The organism is Pseudomonas sp. TMB3-21, from assembly GCF_054898145.1.
In genome coordinates, this window is sequence record NZ_CM142718.1 from 3,482,799 (window position 1) to 3,508,348 (window position 25,550).

The 25,550-nt window shown below is 58.3% G+C and carries 26 protein-coding genes; 5 read left to right on the forward strand and 21 right to left on the reverse strand.

The window, feature by feature from the left end:
- Window positions 1-24 precede the first annotated feature (24 nt).
- The 6 genes from ACYZTS_RS16000 to minC form a co-directional block, all read right to left on the reverse strand.
- Window positions 25-201, reverse strand: coding sequence for a hypothetical protein (locus tag ACYZTS_RS16000; RefSeq protein ID WP_461990384.1), 177 nt, complete (start codon window positions 199-201; stop codon window positions 25-27).
- Window positions 202-500: 299 nt separating this feature from the next.
- Window positions 501-1,790: a M18 family aminopeptidase gene (locus ACYZTS_RS16005; protein WP_028624481.1), complete on the reverse strand. Its 1,290-nt coding sequence runs from the start codon at window positions 1,788-1,790 to the stop codon at window positions 501-503.
- 121 nt (window positions 1,791-1,911) lie between these two features.
- A complete protein-coding gene (locus ACYZTS_RS16010) occupies window positions 1,912-2,547 on the reverse strand; it encodes an RluA family pseudouridine synthase (protein WP_028624482.1) in 636 nt (211 codons plus the stop codon).
- A gap of 190 nt (window positions 2,548-2,737) precedes the next feature.
- The gene (minE, locus tag ACYZTS_RS16015; protein WP_007944431.1) at window positions 2,738-2,992 is read right to left on the reverse strand and encodes a cell division topological specificity factor MinE; all 255 of its coding nucleotides are present in this window, start codon (window positions 2,990-2,992) and stop codon (window positions 2,738-2,740) included.
- Entirely contained in the window at window positions 2,992-3,804 is an 813-nt protein-coding gene (gene minD / locus ACYZTS_RS16020) for a septum site-determining protein MinD (RefSeq protein ID WP_028624193.1), read from the reverse strand. The genes minE and minD overlap by 1 nt, the downstream gene beginning before the upstream one ends.
- Window positions 3,805-4,006: 202 nt before the next feature.
- The gene (gene minC, locus ACYZTS_RS16025; protein ID WP_461990387.1) at window positions 4,007-4,744 is read right to left on the reverse strand and encodes a septum site-determining protein MinC; all 738 of its coding nucleotides are present in this window, start codon (window positions 4,742-4,744) and stop codon (window positions 4,007-4,009) included.
- 118 nt (window positions 4,745-4,862) lie between these two features.
- On the opposite strand from minC, the gene ACYZTS_RS16030 reads away from it, so the two are divergent.
- The 3 genes from ACYZTS_RS16030 (at window position 4,863) to ACYZTS_RS16040 (ending at window position 10,025) form a co-directional block, all read left to right on the forward strand.
- Window positions 4,863-5,795, forward strand: a complete 933-nt coding sequence (locus tag ACYZTS_RS16030) for a lipid A biosynthesis lauroyl acyltransferase (RefSeq protein WP_461990389.1) — start codon at window positions 4,863-4,865, stop codon at window positions 5,793-5,795.
- A gap of 177 nt (window positions 5,796-5,972) precedes the next feature.
- The gene (locus tag ACYZTS_RS16035) at window positions 5,973-7,142 is read left to right on the forward strand and encodes a patatin-like phospholipase family protein (RefSeq protein ID WP_461990390.1); all 1,170 of its coding nucleotides are present in this window, start codon (window positions 5,973-5,975) and stop codon (window positions 7,140-7,142) included.
- Between the two features lie 72 nt (window positions 7,143-7,214).
- Window positions 7,215-10,025: an RHS repeat domain-containing protein gene (locus ACYZTS_RS16040; protein WP_461990392.1), complete on the forward strand. Its 2,811-nt coding sequence runs from the start codon at window positions 7,215-7,217 to the stop codon at window positions 10,023-10,025.
- Between the two features lie 67 nt (window positions 10,026-10,092).
- Here the strand turns inward: ACYZTS_RS16040 and ACYZTS_RS16045 are convergent, their stop codons facing one another.
- From ACYZTS_RS16045 to puuE, 8 genes are all read right to left on the reverse strand, one after another.
- Window positions 10,093-10,878, reverse strand: a complete 786-nt coding sequence (locus ACYZTS_RS16045) for an outer membrane protein OmpK (RefSeq protein ID WP_461990394.1) — start codon at window positions 10,876-10,878, stop codon at window positions 10,093-10,095.
- Window positions 10,879-11,254: 376 nt separating this feature from the next.
- A complete protein-coding gene (locus ACYZTS_RS16050) occupies window positions 11,255-12,040 on the reverse strand; it encodes an outer membrane protein OmpK (RefSeq protein ID WP_028624187.1) in 786 nt (261 codons plus the stop codon).
- A gap of 159 nt (window positions 12,041-12,199) precedes the next feature.
- Window positions 12,200-13,552 (reverse strand): nucleobase:cation symporter-2 family protein, encoded by a 1,353-nt coding sequence (locus tag ACYZTS_RS16055; RefSeq protein WP_461990396.1) that lies wholly within the window; start codon window positions 13,550-13,552, stop codon window positions 12,200-12,202.
- A 166-nt stretch (window positions 13,553-13,718) separates the two neighbouring features.
- Window positions 13,719-15,023: a urate hydroxylase PuuD gene (locus ACYZTS_RS16060; protein ID WP_461990398.1), complete on the reverse strand. Its 1,305-nt coding sequence runs from the start codon at window positions 15,021-15,023 to the stop codon at window positions 13,719-13,721.
- A gap of 50 nt (window positions 15,024-15,073) precedes the next feature.
- Entirely contained in the window at window positions 15,074-15,577 is a 504-nt protein-coding gene (locus ACYZTS_RS16065; protein WP_016773758.1) for an ureidoglycolate lyase, read from the reverse strand.
- 114 nt (window positions 15,578-15,691) lie between these two features.
- The gene (gene alc, locus ACYZTS_RS16070; protein ID WP_028624183.1) at window positions 15,692-16,687 is read right to left on the reverse strand and encodes an allantoicase; all 996 of its coding nucleotides are present in this window, start codon (window positions 16,685-16,687) and stop codon (window positions 15,692-15,694) included.
- 88 nt (window positions 16,688-16,775) lie between these two features.
- Window positions 16,776-17,291, reverse strand: coding sequence for a 2-oxo-4-hydroxy-4-carboxy-5-ureidoimidazoline decarboxylase (gene uraD / locus ACYZTS_RS16075; protein ID WP_461990400.1), 516 nt, complete (start codon window positions 17,289-17,291; stop codon window positions 16,776-16,778).
- The gene (puuE, locus tag ACYZTS_RS16080) at window positions 17,288-18,214 is read right to left on the reverse strand and encodes an allantoinase PuuE (protein WP_461990402.1); all 927 of its coding nucleotides are present in this window, start codon (window positions 18,212-18,214) and stop codon (window positions 17,288-17,290) included. Before puuE ends, uraD begins: the two co-directional genes overlap by 4 nt.
- A 419-nt stretch (window positions 18,215-18,633) precedes the next feature.
- On the opposite strand from puuE, the gene uraH reads away from it, so the two are divergent.
- Complete coding sequence (uraH, locus tag ACYZTS_RS16085; protein ID WP_461990404.1) at window positions 18,634-18,987, forward strand: hydroxyisourate hydrolase; 354 nt, start codon at window positions 18,634-18,636, stop codon at window positions 18,985-18,987.
- Window positions 18,988-19,174: 187 nt separating this feature from the next.
- Here uraH and ACYZTS_RS16090 read toward each other — a convergent pair whose 3' ends face one another.
- The 7 genes from ACYZTS_RS16090 to ACYZTS_RS16120 form a co-directional block, all read right to left on the reverse strand.
- Window positions 19,175-19,801, reverse strand: a complete 627-nt coding sequence (locus tag ACYZTS_RS16090) for a LysE family translocator (RefSeq protein WP_461990406.1) — start codon at window positions 19,799-19,801, stop codon at window positions 19,175-19,177.
- Between the two features lie 72 nt (window positions 19,802-19,873).
- On the reverse strand, window positions 19,874-21,223 hold the full coding sequence (locus tag ACYZTS_RS16095) for an NCS2 family permease (protein WP_028624178.1): 1,350 nt from the start codon (window positions 21,221-21,223) through the stop codon (window positions 19,874-19,876).
- Window positions 21,224-21,614: 391 nt separating this feature from the next.
- Window positions 21,615-21,986: a glutathione S-transferase N-terminal domain-containing protein gene (locus ACYZTS_RS16100; protein WP_461990409.1), complete on the reverse strand. Its 372-nt coding sequence runs from the start codon at window positions 21,984-21,986 to the stop codon at window positions 21,615-21,617.
- 101 nt (window positions 21,987-22,087) lie between these two features.
- Window positions 22,088-22,633: a GTP cyclohydrolase I FolE gene (folE, locus tag ACYZTS_RS16105; RefSeq protein ID WP_003236739.1), complete on the reverse strand. Its 546-nt coding sequence runs from the start codon at window positions 22,631-22,633 to the stop codon at window positions 22,088-22,090.
- A 79-nt stretch (window positions 22,634-22,712) separates the two neighbouring features.
- On the reverse strand, window positions 22,713-23,270 hold the full coding sequence (locus ACYZTS_RS16110; RefSeq protein ID WP_461990412.1) for a Smr/MutS family protein: 558 nt from the start codon (window positions 23,268-23,270) through the stop codon (window positions 22,713-22,715).
- Window positions 23,271-23,344: 74 nt separating this feature from the next.
- Window positions 23,345-23,665 (reverse strand): hypothetical protein, encoded by a 321-nt coding sequence (locus ACYZTS_RS16115; protein WP_028624175.1) that lies wholly within the window; start codon window positions 23,663-23,665, stop codon window positions 23,345-23,347.
- Between the two features lie 135 nt (window positions 23,666-23,800).
- Window positions 23,801-24,391, reverse strand: coding sequence for a cysteine hydrolase family protein (locus ACYZTS_RS16120; protein WP_028624174.1), 591 nt, complete (start codon window positions 24,389-24,391; stop codon window positions 23,801-23,803).
- A gap of 238 nt (window positions 24,392-24,629) precedes the next feature.
- Here ACYZTS_RS16120 and prmB point away from each other — a divergent pair, with 238 nt between their 5' ends.
- Complete coding sequence (gene prmB, locus ACYZTS_RS16125) at window positions 24,630-25,538, forward strand: 50S ribosomal protein L3 N(5)-glutamine methyltransferase (RefSeq protein WP_461990415.1); 909 nt, start codon at window positions 24,630-24,632, stop codon at window positions 25,536-25,538.
- The last annotated feature ends 12 nt before the right edge of the window (window positions 25,539-25,550 follow it).

Below are 25,550 nucleotides of genomic sequence, written 5' to 3' on the forward strand. Positions count from 1 at the left end.
AACCAATGCGAGCCGGGTAGGCATTTATTCGTTGAGTTTGGCGAGGATCTTGAAAATCACAGTGCCGAGGATGGTCAACATACCGACCCACATGGCGAAAATGCCTGCGTTCTTGTCCCGGAAGTTGTAGCCGATCGCCAGCAGGAACATCCCGATGAGAATCGGGATCAGCATGGCGTGGAAGGATTGCATCGAGATCATGGGGCGACTGCCTTGTCGGAGGGTTACTCGAAGTTTAGGTCGGTTTAGGCGAGCTTGGGGTGATGTGGGTCAGAATGCGTCAGGAGCAGCGCGATAGCTGTGGTATGGAGCCCCTGTGGCGAGGGGGCTTCCCCCCGTTCGGCTGCGCAGCCGCCCCAAAATCAGGCAACCGTGATTCTTCAGGCAAACCGCATTTACTGGCTTTGCGACTGCTTCGCAGCCGAACGGGGGCAAGCCCCCTCACCACAGAAGCACCCTCGCCACAGATGTATCTATTCATTCACCAACCAGCTGCTGCCTCAGGGCAGTTCCTGGCACGCGTAAAACGCACTCAGCACTTTCACCAAGTGCGTCAGGTCATGGCTGCCGCACAGTTCGCGGATCGAGTGCATGGCGAACGTCGGCAGGCCAATGTCGACGGTGCGCACGCCGAGGTGGCTGGCGGTGATAGGGCCGATGGTCGAGCCGCAACCCATGTCGCTGCGCACCACGAAGCTTTGTACCGGGACTTCTTCGGCCATGCACAGATGGCGGAAGAAGCCGGCGGTTTCGCTGTTGGTCGCATAGCGCTGGTTGCTGTTGACCTTGATCACCGGCCCGGCGTTGAGTTTCGGGCCGTGGTTGGCGTCGTGCTTGTCGGCATAGTTGGGGTGCACGCCGTGGGCGTTGTCGGCCGAGACCAGCAGAGATTTCTGAATGGTGCGTACGAATTCATCCCCTTCGGGCAGCAAGCGGCGCAGGGTTTGTTCGAGCATCGGGCCGTCCGCGCCGCACGCCGAGCAGGAGCCGACTTCTTCGTGGTCATTGCAGACCAGCACGCAGGTTTCTTCGGTGTCGGCGGTGAGCAAGGCTTGCAGTCCGGCGTAGCACGACAGCAGGTTGTCCAGACGCGCACCGGCAATGAAGTCGCCATTGAGACCGATCACGGCAGCGCTTTGTGTGTCGTAGAAACTCAACTCGTAATCGAGTACCACGTCGGCATTCAGGCCATGCTCCAGCGTGAGCTGGTTGGTGAGCACGGCGCGAAAGTCCACACGCTCGTCACCGGCAAATTGCGCGAGAATCGGCGGCAATTCAGTCTGGGCATTGATCGCCCAGCCCATGTTGGCTTCGCGGTTGAGGTGAATGGCCAGATTGGGGATGGTCGCGATCGGCGCCTTGAAGTCGATCAGCTGGCTCTCGACCTTGCCGTCGCGGCGAAAGGTCACTCGACCGGCCAGGGACAGGTCACGGTCGAACCACGGTGCCAACAGCGCGCCGCCATAGACTTCCACACCCAGTTGCCAGAAACCCTGACGTTGCAATTCCGGCTGCGGTTTGACCCGCAGGCACGGGCTGTCGGTGTGTGCGCCCACGAGGCGAATGCCGCCGTGCAGAGGCGAATGTCGGCCCATCTTGATGGCGACGATGGAGGAATCGTTACGGGTAACGTAATAGCGGCCGTTGGCCTCGGTGGTCCAAGGCTCGCGTTCGTCGAGCCGCTGATAACCCGCCGCTTCCAGGCGCTGAACGAGGCTGGCGGTAGCATGAAACGGGGTAGGGGAGGCCCGGAGGAAATCGATCAGGCCTTGGTTCAACTCTTCGCGCATAAATAGCTCCAGACAGCAATGGCGTCAGTTTAACGTATTGGTCGGAGAATTGGCGGTGGGGTGCTGGAGCGGATGGCTTCGCGAATGAATCTGCCGGAGATCCACTGTGGGAGCGGGGTGTTCAGAACGGTGCCGGGCACTCGAAGCGCAGGCGCTCGCCGGTCTGCGGATGCGTGAAGCTCAGCATGCTCGCGTGCAGGCACAACCGTGGCCAGGCGGCGAGCGCCTGCTCGTGGGCGTAGAGCCCGTCGCCCAGCAGCGGATGACCGATGGAGAGCATGTGCACGCGCAACTGATGGGAGCGGCCGGTGATCGGTGTCAGCTCAACGCGGCACCAATCCTCACGGCGCTCAAGCACGCGCCAGAAGGTCAGGGCGTTCTTGCCGAATTCATGATCCACCACGTGGCGAGGTTTGGTCGGCGGATCGTAGCGCAGGGGCAGATCAATGCTGCCACTGTCCAGTTCCGGCTGGCCCCAGCACAGTGCGGTGTAGGCCTTTTCGGTTTCACGATCATGAAATTGCCGGGACAGTTCACGGTGAGTGTCCGGATCGCGGGCCAACAGAATGATGCCGGAGGTTTCCCAATCGAGGCGATGAACAATTCGCGCTTCCGGGTAGCCGTTTTCCTGCAGGCGGGTGATCAGGCAGTCCTTGTTGTCCTCGGCGCGGCCAGGGACGGAAAGCAGCAGGGTCGGTTTGTTCACCACCAGAACGGCGGCGTCCTGATGGATGATGCTGATGTTGGACAGCGGCATTAAACAGCCTCGTAACAAACGGCAACGGCGACGCGATCATTTGCAGACCCCTTCCGTAGGAGCCGGCTTGCTGGCGATCGCATCCACGCGGTGTAAATGACACAACGCGTTGATGCGATCGCCAGCAAGCCGGCTCCTACAGGACAGGGGCGCGCAAATGATCGAGCCGCCGTGGCTCCCGTCGGATCGATCAGCGATCCGGCAGGGTGATATTGAGTTCCAGAATCGAGCAACTGCCCTGGTTTTCCAGAGCGACGTGCACATCATCGGACCCGATGTTGACGTACTTGCGGATCACTTCAACCAGTTCCTTCTGCAAGGCTGGCAAGTAGTCCGGCGTACTGCGTTGGCCGCGTTCATGCGCCACGATGATCTGTAGACGCTCTTTCGCTACCGAGGCGGTACTTGGCTTCTTGTTAGCACGAAAGAAGTCAAAAATGTTCATTACCGACCTCCAAACAGACGCTCAAAGAAACCCTTCTTGGTGACATCGAGGAATCGATGCTCCACGGTTTTGCCCAGCAGACGATCAACGGCATCGCTGTACGCCTGGCCGGCGTCACTCTGGTCATCGAGAATCACCGGCACGCCCGAGTTGGAAGCCTTGAGCACAGCCTGCGACTCAGGAATCACACCCAGCAGGGTCACAGCGAGGATTTCCTTGACGTCTTCGACGCCGAGCATCTCGCCATCGCTGACGCGTTGCGGGTTGTAGCGGGTCAGGAGCAAGTGCTCCTTGATCGGGTCTTCGCCATTCTCGGCGCGCCGCGATTTGCTGGCCAGCAGGCCGAGCATGCGGTCCGAGTCACGTACCGAGGACACTTCCGGGTTGGTCACGACGATCGCTTCATCAGCGAAATACATGGCCAGGTGAGCACCTTTCTCGATGCCGGCCGGGGAGTCGCAGACCACGAATTCGAAATCTTCCTTCAGTGCCATCAGCACTTTTTCCACGCCTTCGACGGTCAGCGCGTCTTTGTCGCGGGTCTGGCTGGCGGCCAGCACGTAAAGGTTTTCCAGGCGCTTGTCTTTGATCAATGCCTGCTGCAGGTTGGCTTCGCCGTTGACCACGTTGACGAAGTCATACACCACACGACGCTCGCAACCCATGATCAGGTCGAGGTTACGCAAACCGACGTCGAAGTCGACGATGACTGTTTTGTGCCCGCGCAGCGCGAGACCGGTACCGATAGCAGCGCTGGTGGTGGTCTTACCCACACCACCCTTGCCGGATGTAACCACGAGAATCTTGGCCAAGGTGTTTCACCCCTAAGGAAAAAGGACATTTAGCCCCTGAAAAACATCTCTATAAAAAACTGATGCAGTCGGACAGCCTTGGCTGGAATCCGGTCCTGAACGGCGTTTACCTCGGGCAAACACTGCTAATGGCCTTTTTCCTACTTCGTTTGAGCCGTTTTCGCTACGTTTTAGAGATGCTTGGAAAATGCGGCAGTATCCGTTAAAGACGAATGATGTTCAACACGTCGCCCGACAGGCTGACCTGCACGCCCGCACCCCATAAAGGGTCGCGCCGCAAGTCTTCGGAAACCTTGTAGTGGCCTGCGATGGAGACCAGTTCAGCGCTCATTTGCTGACAGAAAATCCTGGCCTTCTTGTCGCCTTTGACGCCGGCCAACACGCGACCGCGCATCGGACCGTATACATGGATGTTGCCATCGGCGAGAAGTTCCGCCCCCGGGCTGACCGACGAAATGATCACCAGATCGCAGCCCTGGGCATAAATCTGCTGCCCGCCACGTACGGGCGAGGTGATGACTCTGGTTGGTTTTATCGTCGGCTCAGGTGGTTTTTCCGGTTTCTTCGCCACCGCGCCTTCGAGCGGATCGACTGCTCGTTCGCGGGCGCCCGATGGCGGCAGCACAGGCAAATCGACAGCGATGGCGGCAGCGATGTCCTCGATGCGACTGGCGCGGATCGCCAGCGTGCGCAGGCCATGCTCGCGGCAGACGCGCATTAGCCCGGGCAGGTCGACGGCGCCTTCGCTGGCGGGAAGCTTGTCCAGTGCCAGGACCAACGGCGCGTTGCTGAAGAAACCCGGTGCCTGGGCGACCTTGGCAGCGAGTTGCCGATCGAGGCTGGCAAGATTATTACGGGTCAGTTCAAGCACCGTAATGGCAAGCATGCTGCCCTTCAACTGGAACACGGGATCCTGGTCTTGCAGTTCGGTTTGGCTCATGGTCGGCATACAACGGCTTGTCACTAAAAGTGCCGAGACTTATAACGAGAACGCTCGCGAGCCGCAACCCGGTTCGAACGATGTAGAATGCGCGGCCATCGTCTTTCCGGAACCCTTAATGGATCGCCCGCGTTTTCGAAAAACCTTTCTGATGCCACGTTTCTGGCCGCTGTGGTGCGGCTTGGGGCTGTTATGGCTGATCGTTCAGCTGCCGTATCCGGCGTTGCTGTTTATCGGACGCGCCTTGGGCGCCGTGATGTATCGCGCAGCGGGCGACCGACGGCGCATCGCCAAGCGCAATCTGGAACTGTGTTTCCCGGAAAAATCGGCGACCGAACGCAAGCGCCTGCTCAAGGAAAACTTTGCTTCCACCGGCATCGCGTTTTTCGAGATGGCCATGAGCTGGTGGTGGTCGCGCGAGCGTCTGGCGAAGCTCGCCCACGTCGAAGGCCTTGAGCATCTGCAAAAGGCTCAACGCGAAGGCAAAGGCGTGATTCTGATGGCGGTGCATTTCACCACGCTGGAAATCGGCGCGGCGTTGCTCGGCCAGCAGCACACCATCGATGGCATGTACCGCGAGCATAAAAATCCACTGTTCGACTACATCCAGCGCAGCGGGCGCGAGCGGCACAATCTCGACTCGCTGGCTGTGGAGCGCGATGACGTGCGCGGCATGCTCAAACTGCTGCGTGCCGGTCGGGCGATCTGGTATGCGCCGGATCAGGATTACGGCGCCAAACAAAGTATTTTTGTGCCGCTGTTCGGCATTCAGGCCGCCACCGTCACCGCCACCAGCAAGTTTGCGCGGCTCGGCAAGGCGCTGGTGGTGCCGTTCACGCAGCAGCGTCTGGCGGACGGCAGCGGTTATCGGCTGACAATTCATCCGCCGCTCGAAGGTTTCCCCGGCGAAACCGAAGAGGCGGATTGCTTGCGCATCAATCAGTGGGTCGAAGGCGTGCTGCGTGAATGCCCGGAGCAGTATTTGTGGGCGCATCGGCGCTTCAAGAGCCGTCCGCCCGGTGAACCGAAGTTGTACGCCAAACGCGGTTGAATCTTCGTTTCCCTGTAGGAGCGAGCCTGCTCGCGAAAAACCTGAGAGCGCTGTGGGGTGTCAGGCTGCCAGCTCTATCGTTGACGACCTTCGTCGGAACGCCGCCCGGAGCAGACTCGCTCCCACAAGGGAGGCGGTTGGCAATGAAATCCCATTAAGCACCAAGGAGCGTTGTGCATGATTCCAGGTGAACCGGTCACAGGTTTGATTCTCTCCGGCGGCGGGGCTCGGGCGGCCTATCAGGTAGGTGTTCTCGCGGCCATCGCGGAGTTGTTGCCGGAGGGGGCCAACAATCCGTTTCCGGTGATCGTCGGGACTTCGGCCGGCGCGATCAACGCGGTCAGCCTGGCCAGTGGGGCGATGGATTTTCGCGGCGCAATCGAACGGCTGACCGCTTTCTGGCAGGGTTTTCGCAGTCATCTGGTGCTGCGCAGCGATTGGCCCGGCGTGGTCCATCAGGCCAGTCGTTTCGTCAGCCGCAGCTTGCTGGGCATTGGTACTCAGGTGCCGGTGGCCTTGCTCAACAGCTCGCCGCTGCGCGGGTTGCTCGAAGAAAAGCTCAATCTCAGCGGCATCGGCGAGGCCATCGCGCAAAAGCAATTGCAGGCAGTCGCCGTGACGGCGTTCGGCTACGAATCCGGTCAGGCGGTGACGTTCTATCAGGGCGGCGGCACCATCGACGCCTGGTTGCGTCATCGACGTATCGGCGTTCCTACACAATTGACGGTCGATCACTTACTCGCCAGCTCCGCCATTCCGCTGTTATTCGAGCCGGTGAAAATCGGCGAAGAATATTTCGGCGACGGCGCGGTTCGGCAATCGGCACCGATAAGTCCGGCCCTGCACCTGGGCGCCAGCCGCGTATTGGTGGTGGGCGTCAGCGGCAATCCGCGCGGCCTTGATCCACGACAGCCACTGCAACGCACTTACACCGGTCAGCAGCCGTCGCTGGCGCAGATTGGCGGTCACATGCTCAACAGCACGTTTATTGACAGCCTGGAGAGCGACATCGAGTTGCTGCAGCGTCTGAATCAGTTCAGTCACCTGCTGCCCGACGGCACGCCGACCCGCGCACTGGGTGTGGCACCGGTTGAAGTGCTGGTTATCTCGCCGAGTCAGCCTATTGATGAGATTGCTGCGCGGCATCGGCAGGAATTGCCAGCGGCATTGCGACTGTTTCTGCGCGGCCCGGGGGCAACCAAGACGAGTGGGGCGGGGGTGTTGAGTTATTTGCTGTTCGAGGCGGGTTATTGCAGCGAGTTGATTGATCTGGGGCGGCGCGATGCGTTGGCCAAGCGGGAGGAGTTGCGGCGGTTTCTTGGCCTGTCAGTACTGCAAACAGTTTGAACTGTCACTTGTGACAGTGGACGACCCTTTATAGATTTGATCACATTGCCACCCTCAGATGAGGGTTGGCAGATGACGGCGCGGGTATGGATTGACGCACACACACCGACACTGTCGGCGGTGGATTCGCGGGGTTTGGCTGTGCGAAATGTCGGGTATCACTGTCATCCGTTAAACCTCGCTATCGAGAGCCGAATTAACCGTAACCAGTTTGATCCGGCCGGTCGCCCTGTGGCGGCGTGGGATCCGCGATTCTGGGGAACGACGCCCAAGGCCAATCTCGACAGCATCCTTGACCTGCAGGGGCTGCCTATATTGGTCGACAGCGTTGATGCCGGTTGGCAATTGAGCTTGCTCGATCAAGCGGGTTTGCTGGTCTCGATGTGGGATGGGCGCGGTAGTCAGCGTCGCACTGCTTACGATGCATTGCTGCGGCCGGTGGTCGTGGTGGAACAGAGTGCGGGTGAGCGACCGCGGGAGTCGGATCGGTTTGCTTATGCGCCTGCCGACCCCGAGTTCGCCGCTCGTAATCAATGTGGTCAATTGATCCGCCATGACCATCCGGCGGGCAGTCGCCGCTGTTGCGAGTATGGCATCGGTAGTTTGCTGCTGACAGAGCGAACGCGGTTTCTGGCAGATCTTGAGCCGGTGGATTGGTCTGCCGATTCAGCAGAGGATCGACTGGAAGTCGAGGTATTCGAGACGTCGCAGCACTATAGCCCGGCGGGGGAAATGCGCCGTCAGACCGACGCCATGCGCAACGTCAGATCTTTCGTTTACGATCGCGCCGGACAGTTGCGAGAGACGCGTTTGCAGCTGGCCGATTCTTCGGACGAACCGCATTTGCTGGTCAGCGAAATTGACTACGACGCGCTGGGCAGAAGTATTCGCGAACAAGCGGGCAACGGGATTATCAGTACGGCGCGTTTCTCGGATGAAGACGGGCGGTTGCTGCAGTTGCAGTCCTGTCACGCTGACGGACAGGCGCTTCAGGATTTCCATTATGGCTACGATCCTGTCGGCAATATCATCCGCATTGAAGACCGCGCTCAACCCACCAGTTACTTCAATAACCAGCGCCTTGATCCGGTCTGTTGTTATGTGTACGACAGCCTCTATCAACTGATCGAAGCCACCAGTTGTGAAGTGAGTCAGCCGAGTCATGGCCCGGCATTGCCCACCTGGCAAACGACGCCGCTCGACCCCAACCAGTTGCGCCAGTACACCCAGACGTTCAACTATGATGCTGGCGGAAATCTGCTGGTTCGCCATCACAGCGGGGCAGAAAAGTTCGAGATGTTTACTGCCTTGCACAGCAATCGCAGCGTCGCTGATAAGGAACATCTGCCTGATGCCTTCGACGCCAACGGCAATCAGCTGGAATTGCAGCGCGGCCAACGGATGCACTGGAACATTCGTAATGAGTTGAGCAGCGTCACGCTGGTCAAACGCGATGACGGCCCGGACGATACCGAGTGTTATGGCTACGATCAGCCTGGGCATCGTTTGCGCAAAGTGCGCTGTACTCAAACTGCGCATCGCGCCCTACGCGCTGAAGTACGCTACTTGCCGGGTCTGGAGATTCATCGTGATCCGGCCACCGGAGAAGAGCGCCATGTGGTCAGTGTTGAGGCAGGGCGCTGCCATGTCCGTGCTTTGCATTGGGTCACGAAACTACCGCGCGAGGTTCGTAACGATCAGTTGCGGTATAGCCTGAGCAATCATTTGAATTCCAGCACATTGGAGCTGGATGATCAGGGCGCGGTGTTGAGCCGCGAGGTGTATTACCCGTTTGGCGGGACCGCGTTGTGGGCGGGTGCCGGCGAAATTGAAGCCAAGTACAAGACGGTCCGGTATTCGGGCAAAGAGCGCGATGCGACGGGGCTTTATTATTATGGGTATCGATATTATGCGCCTTGGTTGCAGCGGTGGGTGAGTCCTGACCCCGCCTGGTTTACAGATGGTCTGAATTTGTTTGGTTATGTGATAAATAATCCGCTGACACTCAAGGATCCGGATGGATTGACGGGTTCGACCTTCAGTGATTTTTTTGATGGAAGCGATTATAGGAATACCAAAGCTGCTATAGGGGCGATTGTTGGTGAACGGCAGCAGGCTGTGTTAAGTGCGTCAAACACAGAAATCGACATGCACGAGCGTATATACCTTCAAGCTTATACGTTAGATGCGGGGCCGTTTGTAAACGACTATTTGAGAAGGGGGAAAGAAGTAAGTTATCCCGACGGGTATTTTCCGAAGGGCGCTCGCGTCGCGAGCGACAATGCGTCTCGTATATATGACTTGGTCAACATAGTTGATGCACTACCTCACACCGGCCATGTAACTTTGTATCGAGGTGGGTCAGGCAGTCGAGGAACGTCGGGGGCTTTCTTCCGGGAAGGTCGTTTAAGTATTGGAGATGTGTTGATCAACACTGATTTTGCTTCCTTCACCGAAAACCCTATCGTAGCGGCCGAGTTTGCCGGGTTTCACGCAGGTGACGAGATTCGTAGATTCGACAATACTTCCGTCATTTTTGAAGTTGATTATCATTTCAGTCCTAAGCCTCTGGCGCCAGTTTCCTTGAGGAGCGGGTATCCTTTTTATGAGTCTGAGTCACTTGCAAATCCAGGTGCAGCGTTTGAAATAACGTCTGTAGATCTAGTGAATATTTTACTTGAGGGGCAGGATCAAAGTTATGTAAAGGTATCCCTGAAAGAGGTGAATCCTCCAAAGATTACGGTAGGTGATGGAACGTTCGGTTCAACGATCGTTTTGCCGGACAATGTCTTCGATATGCGTACGGGCGAATCGGTTGATTTCGATGTTTTTGAGCAGCGCTTAGGGGCTTCATCGAAACAGCTTCTAAGTGCTTATTACTAAAAACCAAGATGGAGAGGACGTTCGCCCGGCACCATGGATGCCGGGCAATATCATCGATCTATGTTGATCAGAAATGCACTTTCACCAAAAAGCTCGTCACGCTCTGATCAGTCTTGAACACTTGGCTATCCTCAATCCCGTACTTATCCGACCAATAGTCATACTCCACACCCACATACAACTGCTTCTCGCCGAAATTCAGCGCTTTGCCCAAGTCATATTTAACTTGCGGGTTGAAGTGCAGGTTGGCGTGGTAGTCGCCTTTGGAGTTGGAGTCGTTATCCACGACCCAGTCCATGAAACCATCGATCAGGATGGTCGAGTCGCCGACCGGAATGCTGTAAGCCCACACCGGCGTGACCTGCCAGACGTTGTCGCCGGCACGCGAACCGTCTGTGTGGCGTTGATAGAAGTTCAGCTGGAAGTAGTCGAAGCCCGGAATCGCCAGGTCGAAACCAGGACCGATCAGGTAGGACTCGTTATCGCCTTCGCCAAACTCGTAAGTCATCGCCAGCAGCACGTCTTTGACCGGGCCAAATTCAATCTTCTGGTCCAGTACTTTGCCCATGGAGATGCGCGGACTGAATTCGCCGTAGTAGGTGTTCGGGCCCGCGTTGAAGTCGTCTTCACCGTTGTAGAAAATCTTGTCGAGGAAGAAGAAGTTATCCCCGTATTTCCAGCCATCGGCGTGCTCGAAAGTCACGGTTTGCTGGATGCGCGGGTTGACCTGGAAGTCTTTGCCATACAGGTAGGTCAGGCTGTTGTCCTGCCATTGCAGCAAGTCAGCAGCCATGGCCTGGCTCCCGGCCAGCAGGGATCCGGCCAGCATCAGGCTAGTGCATGTACGTTTCATTCGGTTGCTCCCAAAAAGTAGGTGTTCCACGTTATTTTTTTTAAGATCGGCGCTCTGGTGTGGCGCCTTTTTCTCAAGCTGTAAAAATTCATCCAATCGGTCAGCTTCAGTGCTGTTAGCAAGAGCTGCGCCAAGGCTTTCGAAACGCAAAAAAACTCCCGTTCGGCGGCTCAGGAGCTGTCGATTGAGAGGTGTGTCGGAGTGCCTTGGAACCGTCCAGAGCCGGGATAAGTTGGCTTTCTGGTCAGGAATTAAATCCGGGCTTTTTTTTAAAGCGGATTCGGGCGGCGGCGGAGAATACTGACTCCTTGGCCAGGTCTCAAGTGCTCCGCAACAGCGCACCGACGACAGGTTTGGGGCACGGTTGCAGATCATTTTAGAAGTGCACCTTCAGCAGCAGGCTGGCGGTGTTTTGATTGGTGTCCAGGTTCGAGCTGTTTTCAATGCCGTACTTGTTTTTCCAGTAGCTGTATTCAGCACCGACATACACCTGTTTCTGACCCCAACCCACGGCCTTCCCCAGGTCATATTTGATCTGCGGATTGATGTGCAGGTTGGCGTGATAAGTGCCGCGGCTGTTTTGGTCGTTGTCGACGACCCAGTCCAGATAACCGTCAATTAACAGGTCCGACTTGCCCAGCGGAATGCTGTAAGACCAGGCCGGCGTGATTTGCCAGACGCCGTCACCGGCGCGCGGGCCGTCGGTCTGGCGGCGGTAGAAGTTGAGGGTGAAATAGTTGAAACCCGGCACCGCGAGGTCAAAACCGGGCCCGATCAGGTAAGACTCGCTGTCGTCTTCGCCATACTCGTAGGTCATGGCCAGCAATACATCCTTGATCGGGCCGTATTCGAAGCGACGGTCAAGGATCTTGCCGAACGAGAGGCGCGGGCTGAATTCGCCATAGTAGGCGCTGGGTCCTTTGTTACGGTCCTCTGCGCCGTTGTAGAAGATCTTGTCGACGAATAGAAAGTTGTCGCCATACTTCCATTTGTCCGCGTGCTCGAAGGTGACCGTCTGCTGAATTGACGGATTGATCGCGAAATTCTTGCCGTACAAGTAGCTCAGGCTGTTGCTCTGCCATAACAGCAAATCACCGGCCATGGCCTGACTGGCGACAACCAGGCCAGCGCCCAACAGCATGTTTTTCTGAGTCCGAATCATCTGTTGCTCCCTCTTGTTTTTATTGTTTGAGGCACAGGCTCACGCAAACCCTGTAGGAGCCGGCTTGCTGGCGATGGCGGTGAGCCAGTCAGACCCGCTTTGCAGATCCGACGTCATCGCCAGCAAGCCGGCTCCTACAAGGGGTTCGTGTCATAGCTGTCAGTGAGCGTGGCAGTCGTTGATGGCCGCGCGTTCCTTGCCGCCGAAGATGTTGAACAGCACGTTCAACGCCAGTGCGCTCAACGTCGCCATGGCGATGCCACTGTGAGTGATCGGGCTCATCCACAGCGGCAGGTGCGCGAAGAATTCTGGGCGCACTACCGGGATCAGCCCCATGCCGATGCTTACCGCCACCAGCAACTGGTTACGGCGGTCACCGATATCGGCTTCCTGCAGAATCTTGATCCCGGTCGCAGCGACCATGCCGAACATCGCAATGGCCGCGCCGCCTAATACGGCCGGTGGAATCGAGGCCACCAGAAATGCTGCTTTCGGTAGCAGGCTCAACACTATCAACAACCCGCCGGCAACGATCGTCACCGAGCGGCAGCGCACGCCGGTCATTTGCACCAGGCCGATGTTTTGAGCGAACGAGGAGTGCGTGAAGGTGTTGAAGAACCCGGCGAAGAACGAGGCGCCGGCATCGCACAACAGGCCGCGTCGCAACATGCGTGGGCAGACTTCCTGACCGGTGATCTTGCCCAGCGCGAGGAACATGCCGGTGGACTCGACGAAGATGATGACCACTACCAGGCACATGGAAAGTATCGGTGCCAGTTCAAACTTGGGCATGCCGAAGTGCAGCGGGGTCACGAATTGCAGCCAGGGCGCTTGAGCCATGCCGCTGAGATCGACCATGCCGATCACGCCGCAGATCACGTAGCCCAGGCACATGCCGATGAGCACGGAAATGTTGACCCAGAAACCGCTCATGAAGCGATGCACCAGCAAAATCGTCGCCAGCACGACGGCGGCGATGGCCAGGTAAATCGGCGAGCCGAATTGTTCCGCGTCGGCACCGCCACCGGCCCAGTTCACGGCAACAGGGAAGAGCGATAAACCGATCGAGGTGATGACTGTGCCGGTCACCAGAGGAGGGAAGAAGCGGACGACTTTGGACATGAAGGGTGCGATGAGCATGCCGAAGAAACCGGCGGCGATGGTCGCACCGAAGATCCCCTGCAAACCGATGCCGGGCATGCCGGCCATGGCAACCATGCTGCCGACGGCGGCGAAACTCGCGCCCATCATCACGGGCATGCGGATGCCCATCGGGCCGATGCCCAGTGACTGGACGATGGTGGCGATACCGGCGACCAGCAGGTCGGCGTTGATCAGGAAGGCAATTTCTTCACGACTCAGGCCAGCGGCCTGTCCGATGATCAGCGGCACCGCGATGGCTCCACCGTACATCAGCAAAACATGTTGCAACCCGACCAGGATCAGTTGCAGAAGGGGCAAACGCTGAATGGCGGGTGCGTCGGGGATGCGCGCTTTGGATAGCTCGGACATGCAACACCTCGGATCTTTTTTATTCTTGTGATTTACAGCTGCAGTGCTGCTGGCGGCTGTTTTTTGAATCAGGTGGACCGCAGCGCGGCCATTCGCGAGCAGGCTCGCTCCCACATTGGCAATGCAAAACCTGTGGGAGCGAGCCTGCTCGCGAAGCTTTTAGCGATTAATTGGTCTGAGCCCCCTGCACAATCCACGCGCCGATCAGGTCGCGTTCCTGCTGGGTCATCTGCGTGATGTTGCCCAATGGCATGATCTGGGTGGCAACGGCCTGAGCCTGAATGCGCGCGGCGTTCTGGCGGATCTGTTCCGGCGTGTCGAGCATCACACCGCCCGGGGCCGCACTGAACAGCGGACTGGTCGGTTTGGCCGAATGGCAAACCGTGCAGCGTTCCTGAATCACGTTATGCACCTTGTCGAAGCCGGGGCCAGCGTTGGATGCTTGCGCTGGCGCAGTGGCAGGCGCTTCAGCAGGTTTCGCTCCAGCCGGTTTCAAGCCACCACCCAGCGCCGTTTCCGGCAACGGTTGATACTCGATCGCGGCAGGTGCCTTCGCAACTTCCGGGGCAGTCGACATCGGCTTCGGACCCGTCACGTAGGCCAGGCAAATCATGCCCACCGCTGCCGCTGGCAGGGTCCAGGCGTATTTGTGGCTGTCGTGCCGCGTGTTGAAGTAATGACGCACCAACACCGCCAGCACCGCGATCCCGGCCAGGATCAGCCAGTTGTATTGGCTGCCGTAAGTGCTCGGGAAGTGGTTGCTGATCATGATGAACAGCACCGGCAAGGTGAAGTAGTTATTGTGCCGCGAACGCAACAGGCCTTTGGCCGGCAGTGCCGGATCGGGCGTGCGGTTCTCGGCAATCGCCGCGACCAGTGCGCGTTGCGCCGGCATGATGATGCGGAACACGTTGCCGACCATGATGGTGCCGATGATCGCGCCGACGTGCAGGTACGCACCACGACCGCTGAACACTTTGCTGAAGCCGTAAGCCGCGGCAATGATCAGCACAAACAGGATCAAGCCGAGCAGGGCAGGGCGTTTGCCCAAAGCCGAGTCGCACAGGAAGGAGTAGACGAACCAACCCACGAACAACGAGGCAATGCCCAGCGCGACCCCTTCAGGACCGGTCAGGCTGCTGCCGGGTGCCAGCAGGTACAGGGTCGGATTGGAGTAGAACACCACGCACATCAGCGCAATACCCGACATCCAGGTGAAGTAGGCTTCCCATTTGAACCAGTGCAGGTTGTCCGGCATGGTCGGTGGAGCCAGTTTGTATTTTTCCAGGTGGTAGATACCGCCGCCATGGATCGCCCACAAATCACCGGCCAGACCATTTTTCGGGTTGACCCGATTGAGGTTGTTTTCCAGCCAGACGAAATAGAACGACGCACCGATCCAGGCCACGCCAGTAATCATGTGAACCCAGCGCACGCTCAGGTTCAGCCATTCCAACAGATGTGCTTCCACAGTCTTTACCTCTCGCCTGTCACTCTGTTGTCGAGTGATCAGACCTTCTCTTATTGGTGGGGGGCAAGGATCAAACGCTCATCCTCTTTGAAAAAATGCTCATCGCAGTTATTGCCTGTGCCACTGCGATCAACCACCAGGAAGTCATCCCGCTTTTCGATCGTCAGCACCGGGTGGTGCCAAACGCCGCGATGGTAATTAATGCCCTGCCTGCCGTTGGTGACGAAGGCGCGGACCAAGCCTGATACAGGTTCATCGCCAACGGGCGCGACCACGATCAGAAAGGGATTGCCGAGCAGCGGAATGAACGCTTGGCTGCCCAGCGGATGACGCTCCAGCATGCACACGGTCAGCGGCATGTCCTGCGCGTCGGCGCGGAAAATGCTGATGATCGCGTTGTCCTCTGGCGTGGCGGTTTCCACCGTCGCCAGTTTGTGAAAGCGCATGGTCGAACCGTTGTTGATCATGAAGTGATCGCTGCCATCGGTTTCGATCACGTCACCGAAAGGGGCGAAGGCTTCTTTGGTCAGCGGTTCAATCGTTAGTGTGCGCATGCTGTTCTTATCCATGTATTCGTGATGTGCATTGCTTTTGTAGGAGCCCGGCTTGCCGGCGATGGCGTCAGTGAGGGCGCTATCGCCAGCAAGCCGGCTCCTACGGTCTCAGCATTACTTCGCGACCTTGCCCAAAACCCGCAGGCGGCTCACGCCACCGTCCGGGAACACGTTCAGGCGGATGTGGGTGATCGGGCCCAGGGCCTTGATCTGCTCGGCGAACGTGTGTTCAGCGTGCATTTCCAGCTTCTGCGCTGGCAACAGGTCACGCCAGAACAAAGACTGTGTTTCGATCTGGCTGTCGGTGCCGCCCTTCACAAAGGCCCCCTGGATCGAGCAGGTGTCCGGGTAGTTGCCTTTGAAGTGCAGCGTGTCGACGACGATTTTCTCGATTTCGCCCGGGTGACCCAGTGCGACGATGACCCAGTCATTGCCCGGGGTACGACGACGTGCGGTTTCCCAACCGTCGCCCATGTTGATGCCGCGGCCCGGGTTGAGGATGTTGCTCATGCGGCCGAAGTGTTCGTCGGAGCAGGCGAGGGCGCGGCCACCGTTGAGGGCTGCAGCCAGGTCGACCTGCTCGTTGTCGCCGACAGACGACCAGTCGCGGAACGGAATGCCATAAACGCGCAGACGGGCCACGCCGCCATCCGGGTAGATGTTGAAACGCAGGTGGCTGAAGGCCTGGTCGTTGTTGATTTCGTGGTAATGGTGGTTGTTGCCTTGCAGCTCAACGGCCGAAAGCACTTCAGTCCACTGAGTGTTTTCATCCGGTTCGCCCGACGCCAGGAAGCAGGCTTCCAGCGAAGCCGACGGCGGGAAGTTGCCGGTGAAGAATGAAGTGTCGATGTCCACGCCTTTGATCGAGCCGGGTACGCCCAGACGGATCACTGCGCTGTCGTAGCCTTCGAAACGCTTGCGGCGCGACTCCCAGCCGTCCATCCACTTGCCGTTGTCATCGAACACGCCCTCCTTCCACACGGCCGGGGTCGGTTGGAACAGACGGTTGGCGTCTGCGAACCAGTCATCGGTGACCGAGATGATTTTGGTGCCCAGACGGGCATCGGCCAGGTTGACGAACTTCTCGAAAGGTACGGCGTAAGCTTTCATTCTTCTTGTCTGCCTTTAATAAGTTGGCTTGGGATGCTTGCAAGGCGCTGGGCGACGTATGCGTTCAGTGTCGCCCCGGCCAGGCTCGCTATAGGGTCAGTAATCGGAACAGGGCGATCTTGTTGATCTCCGCCAGCGCGCATTTGAATTCGGCGTCGACCGAGTTGTTAATGCGCGTTTCGAACGCTGCGAGGATCTGATGCCGGTTGCTGCCTTTTACCGCCATGATGAAGGGAAACTTGAACTTGGCTTTGTAGGCGTCGTTCAGCTCGGTGAAGCGAGAAAACTCTTCGGCCGTGCATTGGTGGATACCGGCGCCAGCCTGTTCATTGGTGCTGGCCTCGGTCAACTGGCCCTGGACGGCAGCTTTGCCGGCCAGGTCCGGGTGAGCGTTGATCAACGCCAGCTGACTGGCGTGATCGGCGCTCAACAGGATGTCGCTCATGCGCTGATGCAGGGTTTCGATCTCGTCGATCGAGGTGTCCTGGCCCAGGTCGAAGGCCTTTTCGGCCACCCATGGCGAATGTTCGTAGATGTCGGCGAAGGCGTTGACGAAGGCGTCGCGGCTCAGGGTCGAAGGCTTCAGTGTTTGAAACTGGCTCATTGTGCGGCCTCTTGCTGCGGGTGGGTTGCGTGCCAGTGGCGAGCGATGTCGACGCGACGGCTGAACCACACCTGTTCATGACTTTTAGCGTATTCGATAAAGCGTTTCAGTGAGGCCAGACGCGCCGGACGGCCGATCAGACGGCAATGCAGACCGATCGACAGCATCTTCGGCGCCTCAGCACCCTCGGCGTACAACACGTCGAACGCGTCTTTGAGGTATTCGAAGAAATCGTCACCCTTGTTGAAACCCTGGACCTGGGTGAAGCGCATGTCGTTGGTGTCCAGCGTGTACGGGATCACCAGGTGCGGCTTGCCGGTCGGGTTGTTGGGTTCCCAGTAGGGCAGGTCGTCGTCGTAGGTATCGCAGTCGTACAGAAAACCGCCTTCTTCCATGACCAGGCGACGGGTGTTCGGGCCGGTGCGGCCGGTGTACCAGCCCAGCGGGCGTTCGCCGGTGATTTCGGTGAGGATGCGGATCGCTTCGAGCATGTGCTCGCGTTCCTGTGCCTCGTCCATGTACTGGTAGTCGATCCAGCGGTAACCGTGGCTGCAGATCTCGTGGCCGGCATCGACCATTGCGCGGATCACGTCCGGGTGACGCTGGGCGGCCATGGCCACGGCGAAAATGGTCAGCGGAATGTCGAATTCCTTGAACAGTTTCAGGATCCGCCAGACGCCGGCACGGCTGCCATACTCGTAAAGCGATTCCATGCTCATGTTGCGCTCGCCTTGCAGCGGCTGCGCGGAGACCATCTCCGAGAGAAACGCTTCGGATTCCTTATCGCCATGCAGGATATTGCGCTCGCCGCCTTCTTCGTAGTTCAGCACGAACGACAGGGCGATCCGGGCATTGCCGGGCCAGTGTGGGTGAGGAGGGTTACTGCCGTAACCGATCAGGTCGCGTGGGTAGTCAGCGCTCACTGCAGTCTTCCTTCTTGTTCGTGTTGACAGGTTGTGTGGCGGCCAGAGAACAGCGAGCAGGCTGGCGTCACAGCGATGGGCTGATTGTATACAACTTTATATTCACTTTGTAAGCCTGAATTTCTGCATTTTTCCTTGAAGGTCTGCATAGCATGATATTGCAAGAAACCTGCCTGATTGGTCAGCTCGTGGACGGAAGGCTGTTTAAAGGCATGGGACAGGGCGGTTTTAAGTTGGATGAATAGGACGATGCTGATGGCGAGAAAAATGTCGTTTTTATTGTGTACAATTTTTAGGAAAAATGTCTTAATCAGTCGCTCGCCGCAGCTTTTCGTGCTCCGAATCGGTGCGGTCTCCTTTCATCTGACTTCGGGAGGCGCGAGGTCTGACTGCTCCACGCAGGCAGGCGCGCAGAATCAATGGGACGTTTGACAACACACGTTTTGGACGCTGCACACGGTTGCCCGGGCAGCTCGATCAAGGTCGAGTTGTACCGCGTTGAAGGTTCGCAGCTGGAATTGGTCGCCACTGCAACTACCAACAGCGATGGTCGTGTCGATCAACCGCTGCTGCAAGGCGATGATTACCGTTCCGGGGTCTATCAGGTTCAGTTTCATGCGGGCGATTACTACCGCGCCCGTGGTGTCCAGTTGCCGGAGCCGGCGTTTCTGGATGTGGTGGTGCTGCGTTTCGGCATTTCCGCAGAACAGGATCACTACCATGTTCCGCTGCTGATTTCGCCTTACAGTTATTCCACGTACCGCGGCAGCTGATCCCCCAAGCAGCTGCCCCAACCTGGAAGCGACTGCGCATATAGCTTCTTTGGTCTTTCGCCCGCTCACACTGCGGGCTTTTTTTTTGCCTCAAGAAATGTGGTGCATGTGCCAGCGCCTTCGCGAGCAGGCTCGCTCCCACAGGAGTACGCATTTCAATGTGGGAGCGAGCCTGCTCGCGAAGCCTTCAGCGGCTCAGAAGAGACGCCGCACCCGCGCCACTGAACAACCCCGCGCTCACCCGGTTGAACCAGCTCTGCCCCTTGCCGCTGCGCAAATACCGCGCCGCGCCATGTGCCCCCAGCCCGTAAGCCAATTTGCACAGCAGATCCAGCACCGTCCAGGTCACGATCATTACCAGCAACTGCGGCAAAAACGCCTGCTCGGCGCTTAAAAACTGCGGCAGGAAAGCGGCGAAGAACAGAATGTCTTTCGGATTGCTCGCACCCAGCACAAACGCGCGCCCAAACAAAGCGCGGAAGCGCGGTACCGGCGCTGCCTCCGGTACTTCAGCGCCCACCGACGGTTGACGCGATTGCTGCCAGCTCTGCCAGGCCAGGTAAAACAGGTACAGCGCGCCGACGATTTTCAGCGCGCTGAACAGTTGTTCCGAGGCCAGCAGCAACGCGCCCAGGCCCAGCGCCGACGCACTGAGCAAACAAATCGAGGCAATCACGCCGCCCAGAAAGGCCGGGTAAGAACGACGCAAACCGTAATTCAAACTGTTACTGATCATCAGCAGAGACAGCGGTCCCGGGATCAGGATTACCACCAGCGCAGCGCCGCTGAACAGCAGCCAGGTTTCCAGACTCATCACTTTCCTCCATTTGTGCAAAAGCCCCACCCGACGGGGTGAGGCTGATTTGGAACGCTTGCGGTGTAACGTTTACAGGAAAATAAACTTGGCGATGAAGATCGCGCAGAGCACCCACAAGCTGACGGAAATTTCCTTATGCTTGCCAGTGAAAGCCTTCAGCACCACGTAAGTGATAAAGCCCAGCGCAATGCCATCAGCCACCGAGAAGGTCAGCGGCATCATGATTGCGGTGACGATGGCCGGAATGCTGTCGGTCGCTTCGTCCCATTCAATGTGCGCCATGCCGCCCATCATCAGCATCGCGACGTAAATCAACGCGCCGGCGGTGGCGTACGCCGGGATCATGCCGGCCAGCGGTGCGAAAAACATCGCGGCAATAAATAGCACGCCCACGGTCACGGCGGTAAGACCGGTGCGACCACCCGCAGCAACACCCGCGGCACTTTCCACATAGCTGGTCACCGGCGGCACACCGACCACCGCACCAAATACGCTGGAAGCACTGTCGGCTTTCAGAGCGCGGGAAAGGTTTTCGATCTTGCCATCGGCGTTGACCAGGCCTGCGCGCTGGGCGACGCCCATCAGTGTACCGGCTGTATCGAACATGTGTACAAAAAGGAAGGCAAGAACCACGCTGATCATGCTGATATTGAACACACCGGCAACGTCCATGGCCATCCACGTCGGCGCGAGGCTCGGCGGGGCGGACATGATGCCTCCATAGGTAACCAGCCCCAGACCCCAGCCTGCCAGCGTGACGGTAATGATACTGATGAGGATTGCACCGAACACACGGTGGTAGCTGAGCACGGCGATCATCAGGAAGCAGATGGCGGCGAGCAGCGGACCTGGTTCACGCAGGGAGCCCAGCTTTATCAACGTCGCCGGGCTGTCCACCACGATGCCCGCAGTTTTCAAGCCGATCAGCCCGAGGAATAGACCGACGCCAGCGCCCATGGCATAGCGCAGGCTTACCGGGATGCTGTTGAGCAGCCATTCACGGATTCGCGAAAAAGTGAGGAACATGAACAACACACCGGACACGAACACTGCGCCGAGGGCAGTCTCCCAGTTGTAGCCCATGGTGCCGACCACGGTGTAGGTGAAGAATGCGTTCAGGCCCATGCCCGGTGCCAGGCCGACCGGCCAGTTGGCATACAGGCCCATCAACAGACAGCCCAATGCGGCGGCGATACAGGTGGCGACGAACGCCGCACCGTGATCGATCCCGGCGTCGGCCATGATGTTGGGGTTGACGAAGATGATGTAAGCCATCGTGATGAAGGTTGTCAGACCGGCGATCAGCTCGGTCTTCACCGTGGTGCCATGCAAGCTGAGTTTGAAGATGCGCTCCAGCCAGCCATTACGGATCGGCGGCGTGAGTTCCAGCGTCGGGGCTTCGGATTTGCGGCTTTCCACAGCGAGGTACTCCTCAAGAGTTTTATTGTTATTTCCAGGACCGGACCCATGAGGGTGGCAGCGATCCTTTGAGGCACTTGCGAATTTGTTGACCGCTTGGTCAAGAACTCACACGAAGTGGATTATGCTTTTGTATACAAAAAATGCAAATAATGTTTTTGATTTTGTCGGCGGGAAGAATGGTATTTGGGCTATATCGGCGGCCGCAGCGCAATGGTCGCGTTCGTGCCGGCGAAAAAAAAACCGGCGGATGGGGCCGGTTTTTTAGTAGGAGAGGGTTTGTCTGTGCGGTCCCCATCGCCAGCAGGCTGGCTCCTACAGTTTTTTGATCGCCCTAAAACACTGTAGGAGCCAGCCTGCTGGCGATAGGTCCACAGGCCAGGCATTAAATTCAAACAGCAGCGAACCGCTTGTCCAGATAATCAATGATCACCTTGGACTCATACATCCACGTGGTCTGCCCGTTCTCTTCAATGCGCAGGCACGGCACCTTTATCTTGCCGCCCTGGTCCAGCAGCGTCTGGCGATCCTGTTCGTTGTTTTTCGCATCGCGCAGCGCCACCGGTACGTTCAGGCGGCGTAGCGTGCGGCGGGTGTTCACGCAGAACGGGCAGGCGTGAAACTGATACAGCGTGAGGCCCTTGGCCGCTGCATTGACCTGAGCCTGAACCTCGGCCGGCCGCTGTTTCTTGCCGGGGCGGGTGATGAAATCAACGAAGATAACCAGTTGGCCAAGGCCGACACGAAGCGCTTTTACGAACACGGTTTAAGCCTCTCAGGGGCAAACGAAGGCGCGCAGCTTACCTGATTTTTTGCAGGCGAAAAAAAACCGGCGATGAATGCCGGTTCTCTTCGAGGCGCAAATTACTTGATCAGGCTGAGAAACTCGCTGCGAGTGGCCGCATTCTCGCGGAACTCGCCGAGCATTACAGAAGTAATCATCGACGAATTCTGCTTCTCGACACCGCGCATCATCATGCACATGTGCTTGGCCTCGATCACCACCGCAACACCCAGGGCGCCAGTGACTTGCAGCACGGCGTCGGCGATCTGACGGCTGAGGTTTTCCTGGATCTGCAGACGGCGAGCGTACATATCGACGATCCGCGCAACCTTGGACAGGCCCAGGACCTTGCCGCTCGGGATGTAAGCGACGTGAGCCTTGCCGATAAACGGCAGCAAATGGTGTTCGCACAACGAGTACAGCTCGATGTCTTTTACCAACACCATTTCGCTGTTATCGGAGCTGAACAAGGCCCCGTTGGTGACCTCTTCGAGCGTCTGTTCATAACCGCGGCAAAGGTACTGCATGGCTTTGGCGGCACGCTTGGGCGTATCGAGCAGGCCCTCGCGGGAGACGTCCTCGCCCAATTGGCCGAGAATCGCGGTGTAATTCTGTTCCAGGGACATGAAACTACCTGTGGGGGGATTTTCGCAAAGGGCAAGGGTACGGTGGCGGACACGGCGCTGCAAGCTTGATCCGACAGCTTTACTCGTCGCGACCTTCCATCATGGTGCGTTTGAGCATCACGTAAACCGCGCCGGAGCCGCCGTGACGAGGCTGGCATGAGGTGAAACCGAGTACCTGTGAATGCTGGCGCAACCAGGTGTTGACGTGGCTTTTGATCATCGGGCGTTTGCCGTCGAGGCGCACCGCTTTGCCATGGGTGACACGCACGCAGCGGATTTCGAATTTGGTCGCTTCGGCCAGAAACGCCCAGAGGGTTTCGCGAGCCTTTTCCACCGTCATGCCGTGCAGGTCGAGGCTGCCCTCGAACGGGATCTGGCCGACCTTTAGCTTGCGCATCTGGCTTTCCTGGACGCCGTCGCGTGCCCACATCAGCTCGTCTTCAGGGCCGACATCTATCACGAACTGATCGGAGAGCCCGTCAACAGTGGTGGCATCGGTGCGCACCGTGGCGGCTTGACGCAGCTTGGCGATCTGCGCCCGATCGGCTTTGGGTTTACCGGTTTCAGCGCGATCGTGCTTGATTGGCTTGACGCCTTGGATCGCGCTTTTGAACAGGGAAAAATCGTCGTCTTGCATGTCAGCCTCCGCGAAGGGCGGCCAGTTTACCCAACTCGACAGCTATCCGGCGCAAGAAAACGTCCGGCACAGCTTCAGTCGTGTTTTTTCATCAGGTGCGGAGACATGTTCAACGCTCGCGACTGGCGCGCACGGCGTCGGCAACGACGCCACAGCCAAACGCCGATGTAGAGCAGAAACAGGCCAACCGCCAAAATGATCGACGAGCCCAATGGGCTGGCGTTCAGTTCGCCGAGCGCGGGCGGGCGGCCCAACAGGCTGGCGGCGCCGGCCATTGCCAGTAACACACCACACGTTGCCAGCAGGGCAGCGAAGGCTGCGCCGAAGCGAAAACGCCAGTTGCTTGGGCCTTTAGGCCGCAGGCGGCGTGCGTCAAAACCATCGGATAACTTCATTCCGACCTTCCTCAATGGGTATCGGCCTTCGACCGGGAGTTAACCGGGATGTTCCTGAGGCTAAGACAATTACGGCGAGTGAGAACCTTTTACGGATGAGCGGCGACATCGGCCGCCCATCAATCGGCTATCAAATCAAATCAGTTCACGGGTGAGGGCGAGGGTGGCGAAGTTGTCCGCCATGATCGCCATTTCGGTCTGTTGAACGTGATCGGCGCTCAACACGCCGTCCTTGTAGGGCAGATCGCGCGTGGCGCAGGCGTCTTCAACAAGCGTGCAGCGGAAGCCCAGATTCTTCGCGGCGCGCACAGTGGTGCTGACGCTGGAGTGGCTCATGAACCCGCAGACAATCAAATCCAGCGAGCCGAGATTCTGCAAACGCTCCAACAGCTCGGTGCCGTGAAACGCGCTCGGCAGCAGTTTGCCGATAATGGTTTCATCGGCCTCGGGCTCCAGGCCCGGTATAAATTCACCGCGCTCGCCCTGCGGGTCAAACAGACCGCCGACCGTGCCGAGGTGATGCACGTGGACGATAGGTCGGCCGGCAGCTCGGGCCGCCGTCACCAATTGCTTGATGTTTGCAACCGCAGCATCCATGCCGCTCAGGGCCAGCGGACCGCTGAGGTATTCTTTCTGCGCATCAATGATGACGAGGGTCGCATGACCCAGGTTGGCTGCTGCATAACCGCGGCCGCTGAGTTGAAACATCGTTTTTGGAACGGACATTCTGGGGCTCCTTGGTGTGGGGCTTTTGCGACATTGTCCTCTGGCTGAGCGCTTCTGTGAATCGCTACCATCGCAGACGCCGTCGTTATTGGCCCGCAGCCTTGTCAATATCCTCGTTTTGTTCAATAGCCAAAGCAAAATACGGACGGGTCCTACGGTCGAGCGGTTGTTTTCCTGCGTCGTCGTGGCGTGTTTTGGCTGTTAGAATCGCCAGTCGTTTTTTCTGGAGTTTGCCCCCGTGATCACTTCCCGACTTCGTACCCTGCGTGACCATATCCGTTGGGCGGTCAGCCGCTTCCATGGGGAGGATCTGTTTTTCGGCCATGGGACCGACAATGCCTGGGACGAAGCCCGTCAATTGGTGTTGGGTGCTTTGCATTTGCCATGGGAAATGGCCGACAGCTACCTCGATTGCAATCTGGAAGACGATGAACTGGTGCGTTTGCAGCGTCTGCTCAAGCGCCGGATCGAAGAACGCATTCCAACCGCGTACCTGTTGGGCGAGGCCTGGTTCTGCGGGATGTCGTTCATCGTCGATGAGCGCGTGTTGATCCCGCGCTCGCCTATTGGAGAACTCATCGAGAAACGCTTCGAGCCGTGGCTGGGTGCCGAGCCTGCGCGCATCCTCGACCTGTGCACCGGTTCCGGTTGCATCGGCATCGCCTGCGCTTACGAGTTTCAGCAAGCCGAAGTGGTCCTGGCCGATCTGTCGTTCGAAGCACTGGAAGTGGCCAACAAGAACATCGAGCGTCATGGCGTCGACGAGCGTGTGTACACGGTCCAGGGCGATGGTTTTGACGGCTTGCCGGGTCAGCGTTTCGACCTGATCGTGTCAAACCCGCCGTACGTCGATGCTGAAGATTTCGCCGATATGCCGGACGAATACCAGCACGAGCCGGAGCTGGGCCTGGCCTGCGGCGACGACGGCCTGAACCTGGTGCGGCGCATGCTCGCCGAGGCGGCGGATCATCTGACCGAGAAAGGTTTGCTGATCGTCGAGGTTGGCAACAGCCAGGTTCACGTCGAGGCGCTGTACCCGGAAGTCGACTTCGCGTGGCTCGATTTCCAGCGCGGTGGCCACGGGGTGTTCATGTTGACCGCCCAGCAGTGCCACGAACATCAGGCGCTGTTTGCTTCACGCGTTTAACCACGCAATTCT

Excerpts from the sequence above, each read along its gene's own strand:
- ACYZTS_RS16050 (WP_028624187.1), bottom strand. The coding sequence starts at position 12,040 with ATGATTCGGACTCAGAAAAACATGCTGTTGGGCGCTGGCCTGGTTGTC.
- ACYZTS_RS16040 (WP_461990392.1), top strand. The coding sequence starts at position 7,215 with ATGACGGCGCGGGTATGGATTGACGCACACACACCGACACTGTCGGCG.
- folE (WP_003236739.1), bottom strand. The coding sequence starts at position 22,633 with ATGTCCCTGGAACAGAATTACACCGCGATTCTCGGCCAATTGGGCGAG.
- ACYZTS_RS16055 (WP_461990396.1), bottom strand. The coding sequence starts at position 13,552 with ATGTCCGAGCTATCCAAAGCGCGCATCCCCGACGCACCCGCCATTCAG.
- ACYZTS_RS16115 (WP_028624175.1), bottom strand. The coding sequence starts at position 23,665 with ATGAAGTTATCCGATGGTTTTGACGCACGCCGCCTGCGGCCTAAAGGC.
- alc (WP_028624183.1), bottom strand. The coding sequence starts at position 16,687 with ATGAAAGCTTACGCCGTACCTTTCGAGAAGTTCGTCAACCTGGCCGAT.
- ACYZTS_RS16120 (WP_028624174.1), bottom strand. The coding sequence starts at position 24,391 with ATGTCCGTTCCAAAAACGATGTTTCAACTCAGCGGCCGCGGTTATGCA.
- ACYZTS_RS16035 (WP_461990390.1), top strand. The coding sequence starts at position 5,973 with ATGATTCCAGGTGAACCGGTCACAGGTTTGATTCTCTCCGGCGGCGGG.
- ACYZTS_RS16110 (WP_461990412.1), bottom strand. The coding sequence starts at position 23,270 with ATGCAAGACGACGATTTTTCCCTGTTCAAAAGCGCGATCCAAGGCGTC.
- minE (WP_007944431.1), bottom strand. The coding sequence starts at position 2,992 with ATGAACATTTTTGACTTCTTTCGTGCTAACAAGAAGCCAAGTACCGCC.
- uraD (WP_461990400.1), bottom strand. The coding sequence starts at position 17,291 with ATGAGCCAGTTTCAAACACTGAAGCCTTCGACCCTGAGCCGCGACGCC.
- ACYZTS_RS16030 (WP_461990389.1), top strand. The coding sequence starts at position 4,863 with ATGGATCGCCCGCGTTTTCGAAAAACCTTTCTGATGCCACGTTTCTGG.
- ACYZTS_RS16005 (WP_028624481.1), bottom strand. The coding sequence starts at position 1,790 with ATGCGCGAAGAGTTGAACCAAGGCCTGATCGATTTCCTCCGGGCCTCC.
- minC (WP_461990387.1), bottom strand. The coding sequence starts at position 4,744 with ATGAGCCAAACCGAACTGCAAGACCAGGATCCCGTGTTCCAGTTGAAG.
- ACYZTS_RS16090 (WP_461990406.1), bottom strand. The coding sequence starts at position 19,801 with ATGAGTCTGGAAACCTGGCTGCTGTTCAGCGGCGCTGCGCTGGTGGTA.
- ACYZTS_RS16065 (WP_016773758.1), bottom strand. The coding sequence starts at position 15,577 with ATGCGCACACTAACGATTGAACCGCTGACCAAAGAAGCCTTCGCCCCT.
- ACYZTS_RS16045 (WP_461990394.1), bottom strand. The coding sequence starts at position 10,878 with ATGAAACGTACATGCACTAGCCTGATGCTGGCCGGATCCCTGCTGGCC.
- ACYZTS_RS16010 (WP_028624482.1), bottom strand. The coding sequence starts at position 2,547 with ATGCCGCTGTCCAACATCAGCATCATCCATCAGGACGCCGCCGTTCTG.
- uraH (WP_461990404.1), top strand. The coding sequence starts at position 18,634 with ATGGGACGTTTGACAACACACGTTTTGGACGCTGCACACGGTTGCCCG.
- ACYZTS_RS16000 (WP_461990384.1), bottom strand. The coding sequence starts at position 201 with ATGATCTCGATGCAATCCTTCCACGCCATGCTGATCCCGATTCTCATC.